The 26,173-nt window shown below is 53.8% G+C and carries 10 protein-coding genes; 6 read left to right on the top strand and 4 right to left on the bottom strand.

Features of this window, described 5'->3' with window-relative positions:
* The first annotated feature begins 431 nt into the window (after window positions 1–431).
* Window positions 432–7,823 carry a hypothetical protein gene (locus MXE39_RS04450; RefSeq protein ID WP_246977580.1) on the top strand — a complete coding sequence of 2,464 codons (7,392 nt, stop codon included), beginning with the start codon at window positions 432–434 and terminating at the stop codon, window positions 7,821–7,823.
* A 241-nt stretch (window positions 7,824–8,064) separates the two neighbouring features.
* Here MXE39_RS04450 and MXE39_RS04445 read toward each other — a convergent pair whose 3' ends face one another.
* From MXE39_RS04445 to MXE39_RS04430, 4 genes are all read right to left on the bottom strand, one after another.
* The gene (locus tag MXE39_RS04445; protein WP_246977581.1) at window positions 8,065–10,011 is read right to left on the bottom strand and encodes a hypothetical protein; all 1,947 of its coding nucleotides are present in this window, start codon (window positions 10,009–10,011) and stop codon (window positions 8,065–8,067) included.
* Window positions 10,012–10,026: 15 nt separating this feature from the next.
* The gene (locus tag MXE39_RS04440; protein WP_246977582.1) at window positions 10,027–11,286 is read right to left on the bottom strand and encodes a glycosyltransferase; all 1,260 of its coding nucleotides are present in this window, start codon (window positions 11,284–11,286) and stop codon (window positions 10,027–10,029) included.
* Between the two features lie 466 nt (window positions 11,287–11,752).
* Complete coding sequence (locus MXE39_RS04435) at window positions 11,753–12,727, bottom strand: UDP-glucuronic acid decarboxylase family protein (RefSeq protein WP_246977583.1); 975 nt, start codon at window positions 12,725–12,727, stop codon at window positions 11,753–11,755.
* A gap of 175 nt (window positions 12,728–12,902) precedes the next feature.
* A complete protein-coding gene (locus MXE39_RS04430; RefSeq protein ID WP_246977584.1) occupies window positions 12,903–14,228 on the bottom strand; it encodes a UDP-glucose/GDP-mannose dehydrogenase family protein in 1,326 nt (441 codons plus the stop codon).
* Window positions 14,229–14,914: 686 nt separating this feature from the next.
* Between MXE39_RS04430 and MXE39_RS04425 the strand changes: the two genes are divergently transcribed.
* The 5 genes from MXE39_RS04425 to MXE39_RS04405 all read left to right on the top strand — a co-directional run.
* Window positions 14,915–16,276 carry a hypothetical protein gene (locus MXE39_RS04425; RefSeq protein WP_246977585.1) on the top strand — a complete coding sequence of 454 codons (1,362 nt, stop codon included), beginning with the start codon at window positions 14,915–14,917 and terminating at the stop codon, window positions 16,274–16,276.
* Window positions 16,277–16,481: 205 nt separating this feature from the next.
* Window positions 16,482–17,213, top strand: coding sequence for an NAD-dependent deacylase (locus MXE39_RS04420; protein ID WP_246977586.1), 732 nt, complete (start codon window positions 16,482–16,484; stop codon window positions 17,211–17,213).
* A gap of 402 nt (window positions 17,214–17,615) precedes the next feature.
* The gene (locus MXE39_RS04415) at window positions 17,616–18,515 is read left to right on the top strand and encodes a hypothetical protein (RefSeq protein WP_246977587.1); all 900 of its coding nucleotides are present in this window, start codon (window positions 17,616–17,618) and stop codon (window positions 18,513–18,515) included.
* A gap of 406 nt (window positions 18,516–18,921) precedes the next feature.
* On the top strand, window positions 18,922–19,809 hold the full coding sequence (locus MXE39_RS04410) for a hypothetical protein (RefSeq protein ID WP_246977588.1): 888 nt from the start codon (window positions 18,922–18,924) through the stop codon (window positions 19,807–19,809).
* A 1,338-nt stretch (window positions 19,810–21,147) separates the two neighbouring features.
* Window positions 21,148–26,173 (top strand): hypothetical protein (locus MXE39_RS04405; protein ID WP_246977589.1); only part of this gene is annotated, 5,026 nt, incomplete at its 3' end.

Genomic DNA, 26,173 nt, shown 5'->3' with positions numbered 1-26,173 from the left:
TGCTGTCATGAGACCCTCAGGGCTCAGACAGCACAGATGCACAGCAGGCGACCCTGCCGGCTGGCCTGCAGGCGGCTGTCACAGCTGTCAACAGCTGATGACAGCCCTGTAAGCCAATGCGGTCCGATACTGCTAAGTCAGTTAAGTTCTGAAGCACATAGCTTTGAAAAGTATGGCAGTCATGCAAGTCACATGACGGCATGACTGCCCAGTCAAACAAACACATAAGCGCTGTCTCTGACAGCACCAGTAAGGGAGCAAAGAGCTGCAATGGCCTTTGCTCCTGTCTTAAGTTTTTATCCTTGGTACTTTGTCGAGCGCAGCCAGACCAGGCCTGTCCTTTTATGGATAGCCGGGCCGAGCTGTGCCTTTTTTAACTGTACCTGTACCTTTTTGATTCCCTTTGACCACTCTCCCAGGAGACATTCATCATGCATTTCATTGAGGACCATTTCATACCAGGAGAGGGTCACAACTCATCTGCACAGACCACTTTCCTGCCTGATGGACAAATCACTTGTCATCAAAAGAACCGTAAGGGCAACAGGCTCAAAGGTCGTTTAGCCATCCGCCCGGATGCCGACAGTGATATCCCAATGTCTCTTGCCTGCTACCTTGAACTCTGTGAAAAGCGTAACCCTGCAGCCCATACCCATGACGCCGAACAGCAGCTGACAGCAGAGCCAGCACATGCTTATGCATTAGCCGCCTCCAATGACCTGCGTCCCCGCTGCAGCCAGCCAAAGGCAAATGCCAGGACCGCCACATCATCAAAGACCTCAAAGAACTTAAAGGGCTCACAGAGCAAGACCATGACTCAGCCAAAGCAGAAGGCCACAACAAAAGCAAAGGCAAAGGCTAACTCTCCATCCAGGTCTCAGGCCCAGGCCATGGTCCATGGCCATGCCAATGCCCATGCTGAGGCACAAGACTACGTTACCAGTGCTGTCACCAGCAGGGGCATACCATCCGGCTGCGCATCCTGCAGCGAGACCGGCGGTTACAAAGACCACTCTGGTAGTGCTGAGCATGCGAGCAGCAAGGCACCAAATTCCCTGTCAGGCCGCAAAGCCAGAAAGCCTCACTCTTGCTCCAATGCCCCGGACGCCACCTCTGGCTCCAATGCCTCAAAAACCAGGTCTGGCTCAAAAGCTAAAAAGACCAGCTCTGGCGCAAAGGCCAAAACCAGCCTTCACTCCAGCAGCAAGCCAAATGGCCCAAAGGCCACTGCCATACCTTCAGATGTCCAGGAGAAGGCAATTGCAATGTTACTGGCACTGGCAAAAGAACCAGCCCCTGCACAGTCATGCATCTCAGCTCAGACAGTAAGCGGCGAAAACTGTCTCTTAGCCTGCAGCGACAGACACGACGACAGTGTCACAGCCAGCCGCAACAGCTGCGACAGCAGTGTCGGTGCCAGCATCGATTGTGTGGTCAGCTCCTCTCCTGAAGGCCGCAGTAACGACGGCTTCGACGACAGCTGCGATGGCGTTGCTGGTGCTGACCCTGCCCCTGTTAATGACGATGATGACAAAGGCCACCATCCATCTGCCAGCATGCCGCAGGATGCCCATGACGCAGACAGCCATGAACATGAACCTGAGCATGAGCAGGCACAGGTGCATGACCATGCTGAAGCCACTGCACTGGAACAGGCACAGGCACAGGATGAGAAGCAGAGCTGTTCTGCAGATCAGGTAAGTGGCAGCAGCGACAGTATCAGTGTCGATGACGACAGCGACAATATCAGCGTCGATGCTGGCCACGACAGCAGTGAAGAAAGTGCAGACTGTGCTGAGCATGAGAGCCGCTTGGATGAGAGCAGCCCTGATGAGGCTGCACAGCCAGCTGCTGATGCTGATAGGCCTGGAGATAAGAGCAGCCAGGTGGATGGCGCTGCCTGCAGCGATCCCCCAGGTGAAGCTCAGGGCGGTGCCCGTGGCAAGTATCTTACTTATGAGCAGCATCTGGCATCAGACCCGGGAAGACCAAATTCTACCCGTAAGATCTTTAAGGGCTCTGAGCGAGCCGTAGCTGACAGTCTTTACAGCCTCGATATCGACTCTCTGATGATTCACCGATCACTGCAGCATCTGGAGCTGGCTGTTGATGCCCTTGAAGATGGTACAGCCAGTGAAAGTGAGCTCAAGATGGCAGGAAGCTGTGGCACTCTTGCCCGTGTGCTTATGGAGCACTGTGATCATCTTGCCTCATGGCCAGAGCTGAGCGAAGCCCTCTATCAGCTGCTCTCTGACCGCTCAGTACTCAACGCAGCCAGCTTTGAAAGCTCAGGTGATCTGGCCAGGCTCTGTGAACTGGCCCCAGGCCCTCAATGGCAGCTCCATAGCGGCGGCGCCGCCATCAGCGGCGCCAGCGACAGCTGCAGCACAGCTGCGCAATACGCTCTGAGCAATTTGCACAGCATGGCAGACCTCGGTGTCGAGACCAGTGAATATCTGGAGACCATGCTTACCAGAATACTCACAGCCCGACACCTGCCTGAGCGTAGAGCTCTCTTTGAGACACTGCTCCATGAGATTAATACCCGTCAAAGCCGCCATGAGCTCAAAACAGATAACTACCACCCTGAATCAGGCCAGCCCTCAGCAAAGGCCACTGGAGGCTCAAGCTGCGGCGCTGCGGGCCGCAGCGGCAGCAGTAAGCTGCGTAATGGCACTGATGCTGATGATTGTGGCGGGATTGTTGAAGCTGGAGTCGATACCGACAGTGCCCTTGCTGACCAGACCGGCAATGCCGGCAATGCTGCGCCAGAACAAGCTGCCCCTGCCCGCCGTAAGAGCCCAGCCAGACTGCCAGGCAGCTGCGATTATGACCTGATTAACGATGACCATGCACAGAGCACTGCTGATGATGCAGCGGGCCTTGCTGACAAAGCCAGTGATGCAAGCTGCAGCAGCAACGAGGCTGACGCATACTCACAGCCTGATGCAGTTGCAGCCTGTGCCGCTGCCTGCACTGCTGATACTGCCCTTGCAGGCAGCGGCAGTGGTCAGCACAGCTCACAGTACTCTCAGAGCATTGCTCCTGCCGGAGCCCTGTACAAGTCCTTTCTGTGTAATGAGGGCAACATAGCCATTCTGGGAGATGAACTGTGTGCTCAGCAGGACGAGCTCAGCACTGATGCTGGCTGTAGCTCCAGTACTGACAGCCAGGATGCGTGGGCTGTTACCAGGGAACAGGTCAAGCAGGCTGTTGCCTGCAATGAGACTGATAAGGCCACTCAACCGGCTGACAGTTACAGCACTGACAGCAATACTGGACGTTCTGGCAATGACGACCATGAAGGCAGTGACTGCAGCTCCATCAGCAGTAACACCAGCAAGCCAAATAGCAAAGGAAAAGGCCATAAGCATGGCAAGGTGCAGGATCATGACCATAGCCAGAACGCTGCTCTCCTTGCAGCAAATAATGACCATGCAGACAGTGAAACTGAGCGTCCTTTGGGAGGCAACTCCGTCAGTGAAATTGAAGTGGACGGTGATGTTGAGATCGAGGGGAAATCTTGCTGCTCCCAAGGTAATGACTCTGCGCATGTGTCAGGCTCATCCAGTACGGCTTGCACAGACACTGACTGTACTGCCGGAGCTGACTCTGTCTATGGCTGTAATGAGGGCTCAGACTCTGACTGTGGCCCTGCCATAGCCAGCAGCAAAGGTACCTTTTGGTGGGATGAGATTCCTGGCGGCCGTTCGGACAGACACAGAACCCGTCATTCGGCTGAAAGCTCTGTTGATAACGGTGCTGGTGCAGGGGGTAAGGCAGAGCGCTGCTCGGCCAGGGCGGCCGGGCTTATTGATAATGCCCGTGATGAGCAGCTCATCATCAGCTCCCTGATAAGGGCATTTAACAGCTCTCTGGGCACTGAGGGTGGTCCGCATGATAAAAGAGCCCGTAAGGTATACAAAAGTGCCCTTGAGGAGGCCACACTGGCCACCTGTGATGTAGTCCACCTCAATGGTGTCTTCAGCCAGCCTGATAATGCCCTTGAGTGCATGCTGCGCGCCTGCACAGCCTCCATGTCAGCCCGCCGTGCGGCCGCAGTAAGAACCGGCAATCTCGGCCCTGGTGGCGGCGCCGCCCGTAAGGGCGTACGCCGCCCAGGTGCCGTCCCGGCTGCTGCTCTGGCCGCCACGCCTGTCCCGACCGAAGCAAAGGCTGTGGCTAAAGCTCATGCTCATGACCGCAGCCTCGCCACAAGGGAGATTGAAAGCACAGGTACATCAGGTGCGCTATCAGCCTCATCAGACGCTCAAGCTTCATCATCCGCCTCAGCCTCATCATCAGCCTCAACAGCTGCAGGGCCAGCCTCTGACATAAATGCTCAAGCAGCCAGCTATGAGAGCATGCTTGCTCATGCTGGTCTGAACTGCGCAAATGACTCTGAGCTCAGTTACTCCCCTGAAAGCTTGAGCCATGGCTATGGCCACAACGATGGTGTTGCAGCTGCGGCTGACAGTGACGAGAGCCGGCACCCGAGTCAGGCCCTGGACACCTCCAGCTCAGCAGGACTCAATCATCTTGCTGAGGGCAAATGTCTGACCTCCATGACATTCTGGCAAACCATAAAGAGCCGAAAGAGCCGCTCCCGGTCCCGTACGGGAGCTTACAGCCATGCCCAGCTCTCTGGTTCCATTACTGAGGCTGCCAGTTGCTCAGCTCACAGCGCAGCAGCCCCGGATGGCTGTGCTGGCTCAGCTGCTCCTGCAGCTTCAGGCTGCGCAGCAGGCCATGGATTTGATGGCAATGTGGCTGGAACATTTGCAGGTTCTGATGCCGGTTTGGGTACAGCTACAGCTAACAGCACAGGTACATGGAAAAAAGCTGGGACCGACTATGCTGACAGTCAGGCCACAGGCGTGCACAGGCTTAAGAGCCAGCATGCCTCAGCTCAGCCTGCAGATGCATGCGGCTGCAGCAGCGTTGCTGATGACAGCCGCAAGGCAGGACGTACCTGCAGTCATGGCAGGTCTGATGCCCGTGAGCTGCAGATGCTTGCTCTGGCCTTGAGCATGAAAGGCATGACCAGTGAGGAGGTAAGTTACTTTCTGCCCCGGCTGGCCTGTGAGCTGCCTTGCGGCCAGGTGCAGCACAGCTGGTCAGGCCAGGTTATTCACAGTGCCGATGCGCACAATAAGGCCTGGAGCCATGAAACGGCCGGTTACGGCTCCGGCACTGGCACATGCGGCGGCGCTGATGCCGCTGCAGATGCTGCTGCATGGACCGGTGGCAGCTCAATGAGCATGGACATGGACAGCTCCATGCTCAGGAAGCTTCTGGCTGATAACACCATCAGCGGTCAGAGACGCAGTATGGGTGCAGAGCTTACTCATCCGGTAAGCAAAATGGCCCTTGATAACATGATCAGACTGTACTTTGCCTTTCACCGTGATCAGGGCCTGCTCTACAGTGAGCGTTATGTACTGTCCTGTGAGGGCGGAGAATCAGAGCGCATGCAGAGCCTGATCTTTGCTGACAGCTTCAGACGGGCAGGCGGTCTTGCCATGGCATCGATCAGCAATGAGGATGGCCACATAACCGTAACCCTAAACACAGTAAGCGCCACTGACGACCTGCCTGACCTGCAAGTACAGGCTCCGCAGCACTCGAGCACTGCCTGCACCACTGAGCATGACACTGACCGACAGAGCAAGAGCCATGGCCCGACAAGGGGCAAAAGCGCTACCAGCAGCACAAGCAACAGCCACTGCAACAGAAACTGCAACAAAAACGGCGGTCTGGACCATGAGGCAAAGGACACCGAAATCAGTAATAGCACGGGCACCGGTTACGATGCTGCTTCACCAACTGACTCTGCAACTGTCTCGGACACTAAAGCAGCCTCTGCCAAAGCAAGTGCAAATGCAGATTCCATAGCCTCTGCAAGCTACCCAGCTACTGATGAGCATGGCGGTGTTTCATGCGAAAAAAGCACTGACACCGACAGCCATGATGCAGGAGCTGACTCCTGCTCAGAGGCCTGCACTCATGATGGTTCTGACAGTGCTGGCTCTGATTCACATGCTGAAACTGGGGTTGATGCAAGTGCTGATGCTGGCAGTAATGCCGCCTCGGGCCCTGACAATGCCGGCCATGATGCCGGACCTGACTTCTGTCCCGAGGGCAATACTCAAGACAGCTCTGACAGTACTGGCCCTGATTCAGGTGCTGCAACTGGGGTTGATGCTGGTGCTGATGCAGCCTCAATCCATGACGCGGCTGCCCCTGTTGCAGGAAGATGCTCCAATGATGGTGCTCACGTAGCTGCTGATGCTGGTACTGGTGCTGACAATGGCCCTGATGCTGTTGCTGATGCAGCTGCTGCCAAAGGCGCCGCTGCCGTTGCGCAACCAGCTACTAATGCTGACGAAGTCGCAGCCACTGAAGCCTGCTCTTATGCCACTTCAGTTGATGATGCCGGGGCAGCCTCAAAAGCCACTCATGATGCAATAAGCACCTCTGCCTGCGCTACAGCCGACGACTATACTGACCAGGTAAAGACAAGCCATGCTGCTAATGAGACAGAGACTGCGGCTGAGTCTGGTGATGATGTTCTGACCGCAGCTGTTGACACTGATGCAGCTGCTGCAGCTGCGAACTCTACAGTCAGCAAGAGCACTGGCAAGCGCGGCCGAAAAGCAAAAGCTCAATCCTCTGCCTCCAGTAAGAACCAAGGCCCTGCAGACAGCACTGCCGAAGATGTCATGGTTGCTGGACATGCTGACAGCCGCAGTGACCAGTGCCAGAGCTCTGATGCAGAATGCGGTTCAGGGTCAGGTTCAGAATCCTGCTGTGAGCCTTCGATAAAGACCTCCAGTGCTGGCAAGGACGCCAAATCAGGCCGTGGCCAGAGCCATGGCCATGGCAATGGCCTGGGCAGTGGCACTGCTGGCCATATGGCTATTGGCAGTGCCAGTGGCTGTGGGGCAGCCGGGGGCTGTGGCGGTGATGATGGTCAGCATCAGGGTGGGCGATTTTCTGAGGGGCTCGAGGAGCTTATTGAGGTGCTCAATGTGGCCACGGTTGATGGTCATCGTATGGGGCTTTATTCCCTTGCTGACTACAGACGACGTCCTGCCATGAGGGCCCTTTATGATTATCTGTGCAGCTGTGAGTATGATGAGCATGCTGCCAGCAATATGGGCAGCTGGGACTGGAATGGCGGCCGGCAGTCTTATGGCGGCTGCGACCGCTACCGTGACCTCAACAGACTGGACCTGCTCAGTATGCTCAGCGCCAGGTCTGCCCTGAGCCGCGATGGCGGCCAGGGCAGCTCAGGCGGACCTGATGGTAGCCTTGCTGCCCTGGCTGCAGGTATAGCCCCGAAAGGACGTACTCCTGCTGTTAAATGGCTGCCGCTTTGTGTCCATGCTCTGGTGAGCCACAAAAAGCTCAAAAGCTCAGCAGTCAGTGCCCAGTCACGTCTTAATGCCCTGCGCAGCCAGCAGACCAGGGACAGAGAGCGCGGCCACTGCGGAGCCATTAATATCCCATGGGCTCTTGCTGTCCATGACATGTACTGCCATCTTGCTGACAGGGATGCCAGCGATGAGCGCAATGCCCCAAAGGGCAGCCTCATCCCGGGAGCTGATGACAATGAAAAAATGGGCATATTCAGGCGCTACCGTCTGCCTCAGATAGCTGTCCTGCTGCGCTGCCTTGACCAGCTGCGCCACGGCCATGCCTTCATGTTCCGCTGCAGCTGCGGCCATGAGACCTTTATCTGTGACGGTGCCTATAACCGCCTGTCCGGCACAGAGCAGGTCTGTCCTTTCTGCGGCAGTGCCATCAGCTTCACCAGCTGATGCCCAGCCGCAAGGCCATGCCCGGCTGGCCTTATGCGGCCAGCCAGGCAGCCTGGTCGGCCTGGCAACGGTCAAACCGGGGGCTGCTTTTACCGGTCCCCAAAAGTCAAAAAGCCACGGGCGTGAGCCAGTGGCTTTTTTAGTTTGTCCAGGAATGGACAGTGACTTGGCAGCCCTGCGGCGGCGAGGCCGTCGCAGGGCTGAGGGGCGGCACAGGACGCTTATGCGCTGTGTGTAGGGGTCAGTCGTCGGCGCTGAGGACGAGGTCGTCCTCGTCGACGGCGGCGGCGCTGGCGGTCATGGAGCGCTGGGCTGCCGTGGACCTGCTGATGCTGCGGCTGGTAGTCAGTGAGCTGTAGGAGGATGCAGCACTGGCAGCATCGAGCTCACGAGACAGGATAATGGCGTCTTCGCTGTCGTTGGCCGGGGCGTCATCTGCAGGGCTTAAGAGGCTGGCAGAGACGAGGGCTGCCAGACGGGCGGCACGCTTCTTGGCCTCGTTTTCTGACTGGATAATGGCACGCAGGGAGAAGGTACCACGGCGCATCAGCTGAGGGCTGTTACCGGCCCTGCGGCGCAGCAGCGGAGCCATGGCATGAGCAAGGCGCATGGCGCAGCAGTAATAATCAGTCTGACTGAAGACATCCCAGTAGCGGCATGGCTCTACCGGGCTGGTAAGCTCGGCATACAGGGCCTCTACCCATGGCTTTATCTGACTCTCATCCGGAGCCTGATGGAGATTGTCGATAAGCTCCTGGTCGACTTCAACATAGCGGCCTGCCTGCAGCAGCTGCTCTCTTAATACATTCTGACCTGTGGTAATCACTGCTGTACCATGGCTCAGGGCCTGCAGACCTACTGAGCTGTTGGAGACATAGGACAGGGTAGGCATGACCAGCACACGGGTCATGGACATGAGATCGTTAAAGTCCTTGTCATTGATGACTTCAATGGAGTTAATTAGCTCTCTGTCATAAGCCTGACCTGAGGAGTTCCTGAAGTAGTAATCAAGGGCACAGAGCTCAAACTGATTGTCCTCAGTCTCGTAGACAGCAAATTTGTAACCCTCAAAGCGGCTGTCCTTAAGACACTCACGGGCAAGGCCCAGGAAAATACCCAGACCATGCTCATGGTTAGGAGACACCATGACAATGTAGCGGCGTTCTGAGACATCAGGGAAAGGCACACGGCTCCAGTCAATTGGCGGTACCTCGCTCTGAGCCTGAGCGGCAGCTGCCTCAATGGCAGCAGCACGCTCTCGTAAGATGGCGTCGCGGTCACGCACCGGCATGCCCTCAGGGCAGCCTGCTGCGGCAGCGCCTTGGGTGCCAGCCGTGCCTGCGGCTCCGGCGGCACCGGCCACAGCTGCGCCTGCAGCTGAGGCGGTGCGGGATGCGCTTACTGTGGCGCTCAGATTATCAAGGGAATCATTAAGCTCCTTGAGCTCCGGTATGGAGGAGAGAATGGAGCTGTAGTATGAGGATGTCTGACGGGCAGCCTCGTGGACACGGCTGGCGGCATCCTGAGTCAGGAATACGGACTCAATGGAGGCAGCGGCACGCTCACGGGCTTCCATAACTGTCTTGTCATGCTCAATGCGGGCCTTTAAGTAGGAGTCCATTAAAGGACCATTGGAGCTGACAAAAGGACCAAGATAGACAGCCTCGCGGCCTGCCGGGGTGACAAAATCGTCAATCAGGCTGCGAGAGGTGGAAACAATCAGGTCCACATCGCGTAAAGAGAAGTCTTCAGCAGGAGGCTCAAGCAGAGCAAAGACGCATGGTATGCCGCTGTTGCGGGCCAGGTTGAGACAGGCCATGGAGAGAATGTCACTGGTGGACACTACCACTACGTCAGGCTTGAGGCCGCAGATAACAGGAGTCATTTCATTATAGAAAAGACTTTGCTCATAGGTGGTCATCTGCGCAAGGCGGTGCTGAGCTGTCATGGTATAGACATACTGGACCTTACCCTCTTCAAACATGACCTTGTTGCGGGCAAACTGCAGCTCCTTGCGGGCAGCCGGATGGACTGTCTGCAGGTCAGCTGAGGTTCTGACATCAGTGCTCAGGCACACTACTGAGGCATTGCGCTCGGCAAGCTCACTTATCATATTGCGCACCTGCAGGGCGGACTCACTGGCAAGGTCGTGTACGCAGCAGCTGCTTATCCACAGAATTTTGTTCATTTAATCCCCCGGCAATCACTCAAAGCTGATATCAGTAAGCTCGTCATTGGACAGAGCATTGAGCGAGCTGACCATGGAATTACCAGGATTGCGGGCAGCGGTGGTGCGCTCAATCAGAGGCTGCAGAGCCTCAATCAGACGGTTGACGGCACTTTCCTGAGACAGGCGGGCACGGGCAGCCTCAAGCTCGGCATCAAAGTTTTCTCTGAGCAGTACCTCAAGGGCATTGAGCCATGGCTCCATTTCCTCATCATCAGGCAGGCTCATGTAGTCCTCACGGCAGTGTTCAGGGGTTTCAAGCAATACACCGCCTCCGGCAATGGCCTCAGCAAGGCCGCCGGTATTAGCTGCAATCACAGGAATATTGTTGAACACGGCCTCACTGGCAGTACGTCCCCAGGCCTCAAACCACAGTGAGGGTACCAGCATTACTGAGCTGATGGCGTAGATAGAGCGCATGTCTACCTGCTGCTCTACCATGAAGACATTAGGGAAGTCATCCTGATGGTAGGGATGCTCGGCAGGATTGCCCTTGGTGTGCAGGCGGGTTACCACCTCAGTAAAACGCTCATGGGTATTAACGGTAAGGAACTGGACCTCAGGCATGCGCTTGCGGCAGATCTCGGCAAGACGGGCAAAGATGGAAACACCCTTGTAGTCAGATGGATTGACCATGGTGACAAAGCGTCTCTGATGCTCGGCAGCGACAATACTCTCAAGATCAAAGAAAGCACCTACAGGCACGGTATTGATCTCATCACGCTCAGCATAGAGCCTTGCATTGGCATAGGAATCAGTGAGGATAAGATCGATATTAGGGAAGAGATAGGTAGACCAGGTACCGTTGGAGAGCATGTAAGCTGTGCTGATGGAGCGTGAACGGGCTTCGGCAAAGCAGTTCATGGCCAGAGGGCTGTTACCAAAACCAATGACCACATCAGGCTTGAATGAAGACAGACAGCTGCAGAAGGTACGGTAAAAGAGCTGACATTCCATTAAGGTCATGTCGGCTTCATCGGTACCATCGGTACGGGTATAGACATAGTGAATGCCGTCTTCGTCAAAGGCAAAGACGTCATGGTCATCCTCATCAAGGAGTTTTTTGAGATCGCCAAAGGCCTGAGCGCCATTTTTGGCATCAAAAATAAATGAAGAGCATGCCCATACCTCAAAGCCCCTGTCATACAGACTTTTGAGCATATGACGGCAGTTAACTGCAGCACCTGATGAAGTGTCATGCAGGCTGAAAGGAGACATCCAGAGTATACGCGGCATGTTCAGTCCTTACGGTTAGTGATTAAGAATATGCCCATTTTACCCGAATTTTCCCCACTAAGCCCCTGCTCCACAACAGACCAGGCACCAGCCCCGGCAAACTCACCCCGGCTGGTCCGCAGCCATGGCGCAGAGCGCCGCACCAGCGCGGCAGCCGTGCCCCACCAGCGCGTAGCCAGCCCCCCAACCGGGCACACGGCCAGCCATAAATCCGACCTGGCCAGGCATGGACATGAACGCTCCCGGCTGGTCCGGCTGGGCCATGCTGGGCATGGCCCAGGCTTATTGACCATTGGCCCCGGCAGGAATGCCCGGGTGGCGGGCATGGCCTTGCCGTGATGCGGGCTTTACCAGGCTGAGCAATGCTCAACCTGGTAAAGACATGCTCATGCGGGGCTGCATGAGCATGGTTCAGCATGAGCGTCGCTCGGCATGAGTATGGTTCTGGGCTGTTGAGCTTTGAGGATTAGTTGGCCTTGATGTTCAGGCAGCGGGCAAACCACTCGATGGTGCGCTCAAGGCCCTCATCGAGCATGATGGTAGGGGCCCAGTTGAGTCTGGTTTTGGCAAGGGTAATGTCAGGGCAGCGGAACTGCGGGTCGTCCTGAGGCAGGTCGTGGTAGACCACCTGGGAGCCGTTTTTGATACGGGCTGTAACCTTTTCAGCCAGCTCCCTGATGGTGAACTCATTGGGGTTACCAAGGTTCACAGGACCGGTAAAGTCGGCCGGGGAGTTCATGGTGGCTGTCATACCTGCGACCAGGTCATCGACATAGCAGAATGAACGGGTCTGGTGACCGTCACCGTAGATGGTGATGTCCTTGCCCTGCAGGGCCTGACAGATAAAGTTGCTGACCACACGGCCATCATCAGGGTCCATAAAGGTACCGTAGGTATTAAAGATACGGATTACCTTGATTTTCAGTCCGTAAATACGGGCATAGTCAAAGAAAATACTTTCGGCGCAGCGCTTGCCCTCGTCATAGCAGGCGCGAATGCCATGAGTATTGACATTACCACGGTAGCTTTCAGGCTGAGGACGTACCAGAGGGTCACCATAGACCTCGGAGGTTGAGGCCTGCAAGATGGTGGCATTATGAGCTACGGCAAGCTCAAGCACATTGAACACACCAATGGTACAGGTACGGGTGGTGTCAAGAGCATGGGCTCCCTGATAGGCAGGAGGGCTGGCCGGACAGGCAAGGTTGTAAATCTGGTCAATAACACCTTTTTGAGGACAGAGCTCAGGTAAAGATATCAGAGGGTTACAGATATCATGCCTGATAAAGGTGAAGCGCGGATTATCCAGCAGCTCCTCAATATTGCTCATACGGCCGGTGTAATTGTTATCAAGGCAGATAACACTGTGGCCCTGAGAGAGCAGCACACGTACCAGATTGGAGCCAATAAAGCCCGAACCGCCGGTTACAAGAATTCTCATCACTATACTCACAAAATCATAACTGACTGCATACAGCCCCCACAGCGCTGCTTCGGCGGCGCCGTGGGCAAGGCCATCCGCCCTTGCTGGCCCATGGCAGCCTGCCAGGCCCGGTATGGCAAGGCGCCGGGCGCGGCCCGGCCATGCCGGACAGGGCATGGCTGCGGCTGGCTGGTTAGAGGCCTACGCCACGGTAGTTGAAGCCGGCCATAAGGGCATGCTCCTTATCGAGCATGTTGCGGCAGTCGACCAGCTCATGACGGCGCATGGCAGCGTGGGCTGCCTGCAGGTCGAGTCTGGAAAACTCCGGCCACTCGGTAAGCACGGCCAGCACGTCAGCACCGGTGGCGACGTCCTGGGCACTGTCCATAAAGGTCACACGGGATAGGTTGTTGCCAAACAGAGAGCGGGCATTTTCCATGCCCTTTGGGTCAAAGACCTGCAGTCTGATGCGGTGATTGGCCTTGAGCACCTGCTGGAGAATCTGCATGGCCGGGGAAACACGGCAGTCGTCGGTGCCCTCTTTGAAAGTAAGACCAAGCACACCCACTACCGGATCCTCCTCACATGATGGAATACTGTCAGTAATGCGCTGGGCCATTTTGGTGAAGCGGCGGTTATTACCCTCGATGGTGGCATGAATCAGGGACATGTCCACATCATTTTGACGGGCCATGAAGTCCATTGCCATGGTGTCCTTAGGGAAGCAGGAGCCGCCAAAGCCAGGACCTGGGTTTAAGAAAGCAGGACCAATACGTCTGTCCATACCCATACCGGCAGCCACCTCATAAATATTGGCACCGGCTTTTTCACAGAAATCGGCCATTTCATTGATGAAGTGAATCTTTACGGCCAGGAAGGAATTGGAGGCGTACTTGATGGTTTCACTGGAGCGGCGGGAGACATAGTGCACACGGGTATCAGGGCTGCGCTCAAGCAGAGGCTGATAGAGCTGGGCAATCACATCACGGGCACGCTGGGTATCGGCACCTACCACAATGCGGTCAGGATGGAAGAAATCGTAGACAGCATAGCCCTCACGCAGGAACTCTGGCAGGGATACCACATCAAACTGGGCATCAGGACGGGACTTGGAGATGATGGACTCCACGCTGTCGCCTGTACCTACAGGTACGGTGGACTTGTTGGCCACCACGGTGTAGCCATCCAGGCACTGGGCAAGTTCAGTTGCGGCGCTGTACAGATAGTGCAGATCGGCCTCATGAGTTACAGGATGAGGCGGGGTGCCTACAGCAATTACTACAAGGGATGCACCGGCTATGCCTTCTTTCATGGAGGTGGTAAAGGAAATGGTGCCTGCCTGGTAATTTTTCTGCAGGAGCTCTTCAAGGCCCTCCTCATAAAGAGTTACCTCTCCGGCTTTGAGCTTTTCAATCTTGCTGATTTCACGGTCAATACAGATAACCTCATGACCCAGCTCAGCAAGGCCCACACCTGTTGGCAGGCCCACATAACCAGTTCCAATAATTGCAACTCTCATAAAACAAAACTCAAATAAACTTGACTAAACTCAAAAATCAGAGACTGTCTGCACATCACAGCCCTCTGATGAAAACATTTGTTCTGAAGATCAGACTCAAACAGCCTTACAATAGAAGCTGCACCGCTCACGCGCCGTGCCCCAGCAGCCGCTGCGTGCCGGATGGCACACAGCGCCAGAGCGCTGGGCGCACTGCCCCTTGCTCGCTGAGCTGCGCTCAGCGCAAGGATCAGAGGCACAAGGCAAACAGCCCGGCTGTACAGGCATGCTGACCGCCAGCATTATAAGGTCAATGCTGACCGACCGCTATTATATCAGCCCCGCACCTGCAGGCCTAATGCCCGGCAGCTATGCAGGCCACCACTTTGCAACCCTCATTGCTCGGGCGTCCAGCCATGCAGGTCCTGACCGAACGGTCCAGCCCGCAAGACCGGACTGACCGGGCCAGGCAATTCAATACAAGGCAAAGGGGCCGGCTGGTAGCCTATGCAGGCCATGCTGCTGTGCATGCTGCCATGCAGTGACGTGAGCCGCCGCTATGACGGCCCGCCATCAGGTGCCGCAGCGCCTGCTGTGCAGGCAGATGCGCATGCAGATGAGCTTCAGGCCAGCCCTCATGGCCGCGCCGCTCAGGCGCCATGAGGGCATGGCTGCCGTTTTTTCCACCTGGATATAAGGTTTTTTCTATGATTAAGATTGAGATTGTTAACAGCGCTAAAGCTGATGTATCCTTTTTAAACGTACGCCTTGCAAAGGGCAAGAGTTCAGATGCCTTCGTGGAAAATACCGGCTATGTTCCTGAGGCTGGCGGCTATCTTGTCTTTGTGGACAGCACTGATGCACGCTGCTTCCAGAAAGCTGGCCGCACTGTCGGTTCTCTGGGCATAAAAAAGGTACGCGTCACTGTAGATACTGCTGATGGCCTGAACCTCGATGCCATTCGTGCTGCCCAGTTTGTTATTGGCATGTACTCTGAGGGTCTGGAGCGCAGCGGCATGTCTGTAGCCTTTGACCTTAATGATGCCATTCTCGACTCTGTACGCCGTGATGTTGAGTTCATTACCCTTGGCCGTATCTTTGCCAACAGCTCCAACAATCAGTACCACACCACCGATCTGGTCAAGACCCTGTTCAAGGAGCTCAATAGTGCCTTTGAGCGCTTTGGCGGTTCGGGCACCATGAGCTTTGAGCTCTACAAGAAGGGAGACAGCCTCTTTGATCTCAACTGCCGTGGTCTGCAGACCGTAGGTAAGAGTTCTGTTCATGAGCCATGCCTTGCAGTTATCGACTATGTAGGCCCTGGTGCCAGTGAGGATCGCGTGGACATTGCTCTGGTGGGCAAGGGCATTGCATTTGATACCGGCGGCTATGACCTCAAGGGCTCCAAGTTCATGGAGACCATGCGCACTGACAAGTCAGGCCTCGTCTACTGTGCTGCCGCTACCGCTCTTGCTGCCACCATGGGTACCAGCAAGCACATCCGCTGCTATATGCCATGTGCTGAGAACATGGTCTCTGGCAATGCCATGGTTCCAGGTGACATCATCACCTATCCAAACAATGTAACTGTAGAGATTGGTAATACCGATGCCGAGGGCCGTCTGATTCTGGCTGATGCCCTGCTGCTTGCCTGTCAGAAGAAGCCATCCTTCCTGCTTGATGCTGCCACCCTTACCGGTGCTGCCAAGATTGCCGTAGGACGTGACATGTGTGCCGTACTGTGCCGTGAAAACCGCATTGATGAGCAGCTCCAGCAGGCCTTTGACTACACAGGTGAAGAGTACTGGATGCTCCCTATGCGTGAATACCACAAGCGCTACATCACTGCCCGCCGCGCCGATATCTGCAACACCAGCCACGGTGACGGTGCCCCAGGCTCCTCAACCGCTGCCGCTTTCCTGTCCTTCTTTGTAAAGCCTGAGCAGAAGTGGACCCACATTGACCTGTCCAACGCCTACCAGAGCGACAGCTCCCCATACCTGGCCCCAGGCTCAACCGGCAACACTATCTACGCCCTGGCCCACTGGATTGTAGGCTCCCAGTACTAATTCCCAGCCACCTGCCCGGCGCAGCCACGCGCAAAAGCGCCTGGCTGACCGGCCATGCAGGCCTGCACGCCAGGCCACTGGCCACAGCCCGGACCATGCACTGGGCCGTGACCATAAGCCTGCAGCACAGAGCTGCAGGCCCAAACGGCCCGCTGCCGTCAGCAAGTCTGACAACAGCCGGGCCGTACTTTCATCAGGAGGATATATGCAATTCAGGAATATAGCCGTGCTGACCGGAGCCGGCATTTCAGCTGAGTCAGGCGTGCCTGTTTTCCGCAGCGAAGACGGCCTGTGGGAGAACCACAGAGTTGAGGACGTAGCTACCTACATGGGCTTTGAGGCCAACAAAACTCTGGTACACGATTTCTACAACAATATGCGTGAGAGCCTCAAGACCAAAGAGCCTAATCCAGCACACAGGGCCCTTGCCGATCTTGAGCAATATGTAACCGCCAACGGGGGCAATTTCACCCTCATCACCCAGAATATTGATGACCTGCATGAGCGCGGCGGCAGCAAGAACATCATCCACATGCATGGTCAGCTTAACAGCCTGCTCTGCGAGCACTGCGGCAAGCGCATTGAGTTTCATGAGCGCTCCACCACGCAAAGCGTCTGCCCGCACTGTAACAGCAAGGCCATGCGCCCTGACATTGTGTGGTTCGGTGAGATGCCTTACCAGATGGACACCATTGAATCAGTACTGCTCGACTGCGATCTCTTTATTTCCATAGGCACTTCAGGCGTGGTCTACCCGGCTGCCGGCTTCGTTTCTATCTGCCACCGCATGAGAAAGCCAACCATTGAGTTCAACCTCGAACCAAGCGCCGTACGCTCCCAGTTTGACAAAGCCTTCTACGGCAAGGCCGGCACCACCCTGCCAGCCTTTGTCGCCTATCTCAAAGAGCACGACGCCCTTCCCGACACCCTGAACTGATCGCACCATTGCATGGTCCGCCAAGGCCCTCCAACGGCCTGTCCAGGGTTCGTCCCCAGCCATGACCATGGTCACTGCCCCAACCATGCCATGGACCCAGCCATGGCCACGGCCCAAACCATGCCATGGACCCAACCATGGCCACGGCCCAAACCATGCCATGCAGCGCCTGGCCATAAGTTATAGCCAGGCCGTACGGAGCCAGGCTTCGGAGCAAAGTCCGATTACCAGGCCATGGAGTCAGCCATGCCATCTCATCACCTGCTGATGAGCACATCAGCAGTAAATACAAGATTTAACCCTGCCACTGTCTGCTGCACTGCAGCACCAGCAGCGGGAAATACCTGCATTCGGGTATGATAAGTACAACTTGTCTGCCCCGTCATATTAAGGAGTTCCCTGATGACCAGCGTCTTTGAAAAGTACTTTGAAGATGAAACCTTTGAGACTGATGTCTTTCTTATAAGAAGTGAAACATATGATTATGGAGATGATCCGGTCGAAGTGTATCGCAACCCTGATAACCCTGAGGATGTCGGCTGTTACTCCCAGTTTGGAGCTATGATTGACGAGCATGGTCAGGTCATCTCATGGCACAGAAAACCAGTACTGTACTGGCCAGAGGAAGTCGGCAGATTCGGACTGGTCAATGAGCGCCGTTATGACACTCTTGTCACCTATCGCATGGTTGTAAGCCGCGCCAAAAAGAAGGTGCCAAAAGAGTTTAAGAACACCTACTGCATACGTGAGTCAAAAGGCATTGTGGCTGATAACCCTCTGCTGGTCTCGACCACAGAGCGTTACAAGGGCAAACATGCCGAGATGGAAAGCCCAATTGGTACTTTCCGTTTCAACCCGTGGGTCGAAAAGTTTGTACTGGAGCTTGAAGAGCCAAAAGAAGAGTTTTATCTTGGCCCATGTATTACTGTTCTTGAGTGTGACCCTGAAAGCCCAGAGTCATGCAAAATGGCGCTTGATTATGCCATGCAGTTCTACGGGAACTACTATAACTGGCATTACAGGCTGATCTCCAGAGCGATACCGAACCTGCTTAAGAAGGAGGTGGACTGGCTGGTCACAGATGAGCAATACAGAGAGATGATTGACAACGACGACGGCGGATGGATGCATTGCACTTATGCCAGCCGCGTATTTGACAAAACATGGTTTGAAGAGCTCTCTTTTGACAGCCAAGGTAACGTAACTGCAAAGCTTTGCTGCTCAGTTGTTGATATCGATGGATACTTCACCATGACCGCCTCGCTCAAAACCAACCGTGTTAAAAAACTGACCGAATGGTAATGCGACGCCCTTTCCATCCCTGCACCATGCCTCATGCTCCTTTCTCCCAGGGTGCATGTAACCAGAATGGACCTGCCACAGGCTGACAGCTCACGCTGCCCCGACTTATCGGCGGCTCACGCTGCCCCACACGTAGTGACTGCCGCCCCAACAGCACCTGATAGAGGTCCAGCAGCCTCTTCCGGCCTTTAACTACAGTGGAGCCAGGTCTATTCGCCAAGGGCAATCATCCCAGATAACCACAGCAAACCTCCAGTGTCTGCACCCAAATGCAGACCTGGCTCAGCTGTAGACCTGGCTCAACAGCAAACCTGCCTCAACATCTAAAGTCAGGCACCCAGGTACTGACCGACCAGGCTGTTATGCATGATGCCGCAACTGTTCAAAATGATTGAGAAAAGTGATTATGTCCAGTGAACTTGAATCTTACTTTGAAGAAGAGACATTTGAGACCGACGTTATTGTCTTAGGTGATGAAAAAGCTTATGAATGTAAACCTGTAACAAGGGACACTTATCAGGGCGCTGCCAGGTTTGGCGCTCTGATAAATGATAAGGGTGAGCTGATTACATGGGAGCAGAGCCCTGCACTTTACTGGAAGGTGGACAGAAAATCTGACGGCTCTGCCTCTGAAGATCCCTTTAAACTCAACCGCACCTGTCGTATGGTCTTGAGCCGGGCATCAGAAAATGCCCCGTCATATTTAAAAGGCGACTGCTTCCTGATACGTCAGTCCAAGGGTGAGGTGGCTGAAAACTCTATACTTACTAATGCATGTGAACGCTACCTGAAAAAGCCAGCCGAGTTTGAAAGCCCGCTGGGCACATTCGTCCTCAATCCATGGATTAACAAATTTGTTATGCAGACTGATGGGCCACTTGACGACTACTGGCTCGGACCATGTATTAATATTCTTGACTGTGACAAGGACAACCCTGACTCGTGCAGCGTTGCTCATGATTATGCCCTGCAGTTCTATGCGCGCTACACCGACTGGTATATCCGCCTTGTCCGCTCAGCCGTCAAAAACATGCTCAAGGATAAAGTGCACTGGTTGCTCACCGATGAGGAATTCATGGCAAAGTACGAAGCGGGAGAGGACTTATGGATGCGCTACACTTATGCCAGCAGGGTTGCAGACAAATCATGTTTTGAGGACATTAAGTTTGACAACGAGGGCAGCTTCACCACCAGGATGTGCTGTTACGCCAATGACCTCGAGGAATACTTTAATATGAGCGGCTCCATCAAAAGCAACCGCGTCAAAAAGTACCTCGGCTGGTCAATATTTTAGTCACCCATACAGCAGCCCCCTCAAACAGGGCGGCGCTGCGCGCCGCCCTGCCAAACAACTTTACTTCATAATTTGTAAAGCATAATTACCCGAGAAGATGACTGCCCCAGTCACAAGGAACAGGAAAAGCTCAAGACACAAAACAGTGCAAAATCACATAATCACTGTTAAAATAGCCATAAAATGCATCAAAACAGTGCCTAAGGCATGAAACTGCATTCTGACCTAACCATAAAGTAAAAACAGAAAATAGCACACAAAGCCCCTAAGAATAAAAATATTTACTTATGAACTGTAAGTTGGCATAAAGTATGCTTTTTTTTTTTCGCGAAACCACCGGTGCGGCCGTTCCTGAATACGCGGAACGCATTCGATATTTAAGCCATTTCTGGCCGTTTTCGAATGTCTGCGTTAATGTTCTGTCCCTTCATATCCGTCCTGGATAATAAGGCCCGGAAGGAACTGCATACCCCAGCAATGAGCCACGACTCCTTGCAACTGTAATCTTCTGGCTGCCTTAATATGTAGTTGTCAGATGCCTCCCGGCATCGCCGTACTGCCCCATCATCACGATGAACAGCAGTCATTCACACCGAGTCCCCTGCGACTCAGTACCGTACCCCACCAAGTCAGTTCCAGCCTCAAGTCAAGCATAAGGCCCACAACCATGGTCCAGTCATCTCAGATTGCGCCTGGTGAGCCAGCACTGCTGACCGGTCACCTCGGCTCTGCCCAACACATAAGGCACGAGCACACCTCCCTTAAAAAAACAGCCTGCCCAACACGTCTGCCCAAGCAGCACGTGCGACTCCTTGCAGGTATTGCCCATGCTCTGCCCCAGCTTAAGCTTGAGATTAAGCTTGATTACGAGCACGAGCACAGGACCAGGCTGTCCCGACCGCCCCTGTTACGGCTGCTTGTCACAGCTCTCAAGACCACTCCCGCGACACAAAACAAGGACTCTCTACGTCCCGAATTGCGTCCGGAATCTGGCCCGGCAGAGCAAGCTGGCAGCGAACTGCACAACAAAGCCTGCTGGCGTCCCATGCCGGCACCTCATATCACTAAAAAAGCATCACGGTACCGTGTGAGCACACGACACACAATGGCCAGACGCCGTCAGTACACCGGCCATGGTCATCCTGTCCAGCAGGGTTCATCCGGCTAAACAACAGACCCAGATGAACCATCCCTCCGGCAGGCAGCAGCCCAGCCAAACACGGTTGCGGCCGCCCCTGCCACAGGGCTGCCCCTGAAGTGAAGCAGCCCACTCCGGCACAGGCAAGACCTGCGCACGGAGCCCGGGACAGAACGCACTTCAAACTCAATACGAAACAGATGAAACTTTCTAACAACGCCATCAAATTCCTGATGGCTCAATATCGTGCAATCTACAAGAACGCCTACGTAAAGGGCCTTGCAACTGCCGTCATCCTGACCTCCGCCCTGGCCGCCGGCCAAGCTCAGGCTGCTGCTCAGCCTTTAAAGCAAGACTCTCAAATTGAAGCTGATGTTACTCAGATTGAAATCGTTGCCGATGGCAGCTCAAGCGGTTCAGCCGGTAAATATAATGCTCTCACTGTAAGTGGTGATGCAAACTTTGGAGATTACGACCTGTTAATTTCCAGTGGAAACTCTACCGCAAACAAGTTTTCCGGCGGTAAAGCTGCTACTACTTTCACCGTAAAAAATCTGACTATTAATGCCAAAGCAGCAGCACAAGGCCTTAGCATCACTGGTGGCGCCTCCAATAAGGCTCATACTTTAACAGCTAAAGAAAATATTACAGTGGACGCTGGCAGCATTGTTATGTCCGGCGATGCTGCTGGCAATGCCATCATTCAGGCCCCGACTATTACCGTTGGTAAATCCGATGCCACAATTGCTGCCAAGATTCAGACTGACTCTAATACAGTTGTTGGTTATGCTCTTGACGGTAATGGTATCGACGGTGCTAAGACCAAGAATCTTGCAAACTATAGCACCATTAACCTGAATAAGAGCGGCAGCATTGGCACAAAACCTGATATTGGAGCTAACAGTTTAACTGGTATTGTAATCAATGCAGCGACCTTAAATATTGATGGCGGTGAGATTTTAACCGGCCATAGCGGTTCCGCCGCTGATGCAAAAGGCGTAAAAGCAACTATCAACATTGTTAATGGTAAGATGGACTCTGGCACCATTAAGACAACAAGTACCAAGGCCTCAGACCAGAAGCTTACCCTGAACTTTGCCGCCGGTGACTGGAAGTCTGGTGAAACTGCAGTTGAGAAGGTCTTTACCATCAATGGTGGTACTCTTGACCTGGCTACCGACATGGTAGTAACAGGTAAGGGTACCCTGAAGTTTGCCAAGGACTTAAAGGATGTTACTTTAGGTGCAGGCGGTAAGGGTATTAAGGTTAGCGGCGATGCATCCGTATATGCTGACGACCTTACTCATGCTAAAGCCATTGCCGGCAAACTTCCTCTGACTTTAGCAGGCACCCTTGAGGTCGGTGGCACTGACGCAATGGTTATTGGCGGTACCGATGGACTTACCTTTGCTGGTACCTCTGCAGTTGGTACTGTAGGTCTTGATGCTGGCGCCAAGATCAAGTCCGAGAAGTTTGTTGTAAATGATGATCTTGCTGCTGCTGGTACCTTAATCGGTCAGACTGTAACAGTAAATAAGAACAAACTGGAAAAGACTTCAATTCAGGCCAGTTCTGCCTTGAATTTAGGCATGGATACCAACATAAAGAGCGTTACCCTCGCAGCTGGTGATCTTGCCGCTATCAACAAGAAGCACGCAAATGACAAGGGAACCGAAGATCTCAAAGCCGAGCTTCTGTCTCAGGCTGGTACCATCTCAACTGCTCAGGGTGTTGCAAACGGCAAGCTGACCCTTGACCAGGATGGTGCAGCACTTAATATTGATAACGGTACCTGGAACAGCAATATCGACATGGTTCTGGGAAGTGACTCATCAGGTGCTACAGTACAGGTTGGTAAGGCAGATAATACTAACTCAACCGCAGCCGCCCTTATCTTCAACCAGGGCTCAAAGCTGACCTTAACTTCCGGTACCGTTACTGTTGGCGCATCTACCCCTAACAAGCTTCTTTCTGCTACTTTAGACCTGAGCAAAATTGCCAGCGGTGATCTTACTATCAGCAACTCTAAGGACAGCACTATAACTGTTAACAAGAGAGGTACCCTTGTTCTTTCTAATGACCAGGTAAAGCTTATTACTGGTACTGGAAACAAGTTAAAAACATCCATTGCTGAAAGCGGAACCCTGTCACTTTCAGGTGATGTTGAATTACTGGCCTCAAATATTGGAACATCTCCTGATTACAAGAAGATTGCATTTACAGGTGCAGGCAAGCTTGAAGCAGACAACCTTACTATCAACGATGTAACCACTGCTTTAGATGTTAATGGTTCCACTATCTCTGCCACCAGCCTTACTCTTAACAACATTGATAACTCAGGCACTGCTCAGCCAGTCAAGCTCGGTTCAGGTAACTATATTGTTACCGAAGAGCTGTTGACCGAAAAGAACGGCACCGTTCTTGAGCTTGGTCAGAACGCCTCCTTACAGCTTGGTGATATCGGAAAGGATGCTGATGGCAACAACTATTCAGTAACCACTGCTGGCAACACCAACATGAGCCTCAAGCTCAACGACGGTACGGCCAAGGTCGACTTTGTTACTGGCAAGTGGGGCAACAACAAGACCTCTCTTGAGGTTGCTAACGGTCAGGTCAGCATCGGCTCTGAAATTTTAGATGCTAACTATAACGTTATCAGCGCTCAAGTAACAGGAAGCAAGCTGACTCAGGCTTCAGGTGCAATCACCTTAAACAGTGGCTCAACCGCTACCTTTACTGAGATTAATCAGACTAACGGAACTCTCAACATTGAAGGCGCCTTTGTTATCGAAGGCAAGCACACTCCATATGAAGCAGCTGTAACCGGCTCAGCAGATTCTGCTAATGACAAAGCAGCGGTTCCTCAGAGCTATGGTGTAAGCCTTAAGGCTGCCACAGTATCTGGTGCTAACGCATCTCTGACCTTTGGCGCAGAGGCTATGGGAGCTGTCGCTTCTATCGATAGCTCTGTAGATGGCAAGACTGTAAAGGTTAACTACAAGACTACTGACAATACCTCCAGCGGTTCTGCTCTCGATCTCGTAACTGACAAAATTACCCTTGAGGACTTTGGTACCCTTAAGCTGGGCTTCGGCAGCGGTGACAAGTTCACTCTGGATCAGCTCAAGGCAATCCGTAAAGAGTTCCTTGGCAAAGACGAAGCCATTGATACCGGCTTTATCTCCCTTGGCAATGCCACTATTGATGGTGTAACCCCTTCCGGCGGTACTCTGGCATTTACCGAGCTCAACAAGTTTAAGGACTTCACTGACTTTGTAGTTGGTGACCTTAAGGATGCCACTATCACTGGCGTTGATGGTACCGTTAACGGCAATGTCGGCCGTCTCGAGACAGCAGAAGGCTCAGTAACCGTTGGTGTAGCTACCCTCAACAACTGCAAGGGCGGTGCTTTTGCCTACGATAAGGCTACTGGTGATGCAGTTAAGATTACCGTTAATAAGAGCGGCATGTTAGGTCTGAATAACGGTGGCAAGGCCGGTGAGGTTATTCTGAGCAACGGTGATTCCCGTGGCACCACCCTGCTCATCTCCGGCGGTTCTGCAAACGTAACTACCGATGTAGCCAAGATCTCTGCAAAGGGCTTAAACACCGAGGTTCAGGTAGCTTCCGGTATTCTTAATGTTAAGGGCGGTGTAACTGCAGGCTCTGTTAAGACCTCTGCAGATACCACTCTGAATATTGAGGGCTCCAAGAGCGCAACCGGCCTTACTCTGTCAAATGCAGAAGCACTGTCTGAGTTCAAGGGCAGCGTAAACGCCCAAAATGTTCAGGTTAACTTTGCTGGTGAAACTGTCTTTGCAGGTAACAATAACAACTTCCTGTTAATGAACGCTTCCGGCAAGGACAGTGACCTGACCTTCAAGAACGGTACTACTACTGTAAGCAGCATGCTTGGCATTGACGTGTCCAAGGCTGTAGACAACGGTGTCGAGGTTCTCGATAACGCTGTTCTGAATGTTGATGGCGCAATCAAGCTGGGTGCAGAGTCCTACCTGGGTGTTGGTTCCGAGCACGAATATGCTGCTGACGGCAAGACTGTTGTAGAGTCCGGCTCCACCGGTTATCTCTACGCCAAGATGGTTGACCTCAATGGCGGCATCATGGCTGTAGACCCTGAGTACGGCATGAAGACCTCTGTAGCTGCAGTTGGTGCTTTCGGTGCAGGCACTTTCAACCTGCTCAATGCTAACGATGCCGGTACTGTCAGCGGTGACGTTGTTGTCAGCCAGAACGCTGCTCTTGGTGTTGGTCAGTCCGTAAACCTGGATACTGTTAAGAACTTCGTTGCTCAGTACCAGGATGCTGACGGCTCTCTGTCCAAGGACGGCGTAGCCAACGTTCTTTATATCGATGGCAAGATTGCTTCAGCCAAGGGTAGCCGCATTATCCTCGATGGTCAGAATCGCCTCGATGACTCTGTAGCTGTTCTGCGTGATGCCAGCTCCAAGTTTGCCTATGGCTACGATGCCGACGCAAACGACAAGGTTGATGCCACTGAAATGGCTGACCTGTACATCGGCAACGGTTCTATCCTTGCCCTTGGCAATGGTGCTATCAACGGTGCTATTGAATTCGCAGGCGAAAAGGCTGCTATCTACGCACCTGCCTCAGCAGATGCCAAGAAGGCCCAGCAGGGTAAGATTGTTCTGGCCGGTGAGGACTTCCTCAAGAGCCGCAACATCACCCTGTTCACCGCCGGTGCTAAGGCTGGTACTGTGGGCCAGCCAGATACTGCTGTTCCAGGCAGCGCCAAGAACGTAACCGTTCTGGGTGAGACCGGTAAGGATGACATCCGCGTTGAGTCTCTCAATGGTCTGATGTACTTCACTCTCGAGGCCGGCAAGGCACTTGAAGAGAAGGGATATAACCTCAAGCTGGATACCAAGCGCGTTGATACTGCCTTTACCGCAGCTTCAGAGCCAATGAGAGACTTCCTCATCGGTTACACCGCTCAGGACAAGAACTGGTATGACGTTGCCAACGCCGTTGATGGCGCAAAGACTGAGGTTCTGCTTGGTGCCACTGCCAGCCCTATGATTAGCGCTGAAGGTGGTAACATCGCCTACTCAGCTGATGCTACTGAAGAGTTCAAGCAGGCCAACCCTCTGAGCAACTTCGTTGCCGTAAATACTGGTACTGCTGAGGCTCCTCAGTATGTAGCCTACGAGAAGGCCTACAACGGGTTCCTCGAGGACGTAGTACGTA

Source organism: Anaerobiospirillum sp. NML120511 (genome assembly GCF_023050955.1).
Lineage (GTDB): Bacteria > Pseudomonadota > Gammaproteobacteria > Enterobacterales > Succinivibrionaceae > Anaerobiospirillum.
The sequence above is the reverse complement of the archived record's forward strand: the minus strand, read 5'-3'. Positions and strand labels throughout refer to the sequence as shown.

Bases quoted from the DNA above. Each gene is read 5' to 3' on its own strand.
- MXE39_RS04450 (WP_246977580.1), top strand. From the start codon at position 432: ATGCATTTCATTGAGGACCATTTCATACCAGGAGAGGGTCACAACTCA.
- MXE39_RS04445 (WP_246977581.1), bottom strand. From the start codon at position 10,011: ATGAACAAAATTCTGTGGATAAGCAGCTGCTGCGTACACGACCTTGCC.
- MXE39_RS04440 (WP_246977582.1), bottom strand. From the start codon at position 11,286: ATGCCGCGTATACTCTGGATGTCTCCTTTCAGCCTGCATGACACTTCA.
- MXE39_RS04435 (WP_246977583.1), bottom strand. From the start codon at position 12,727: ATGAGAATTCTTGTAACCGGCGGTTCGGGCTTTATTGGCTCCAATCTG.
- MXE39_RS04430 (WP_246977584.1), bottom strand. From the start codon at position 14,228: ATGAGAGTTGCAATTATTGGAACTGGTTATGTGGGCCTGCCAACAGGT.
- MXE39_RS04425 (WP_246977585.1), top strand. From the start codon at position 14,915: ATGATTAAGATTGAGATTGTTAACAGCGCTAAAGCTGATGTATCCTTT.
- MXE39_RS04420 (WP_246977586.1), top strand. From the start codon at position 16,482: ATGCAATTCAGGAATATAGCCGTGCTGACCGGAGCCGGCATTTCAGCT.
- MXE39_RS04415 (WP_246977587.1), top strand. From the start codon at position 17,616: ATGACCAGCGTCTTTGAAAAGTACTTTGAAGATGAAACCTTTGAGACT.
- MXE39_RS04410 (WP_246977588.1), top strand. From the start codon at position 18,922: ATGTCCAGTGAACTTGAATCTTACTTTGAAGAAGAGACATTTGAGACC.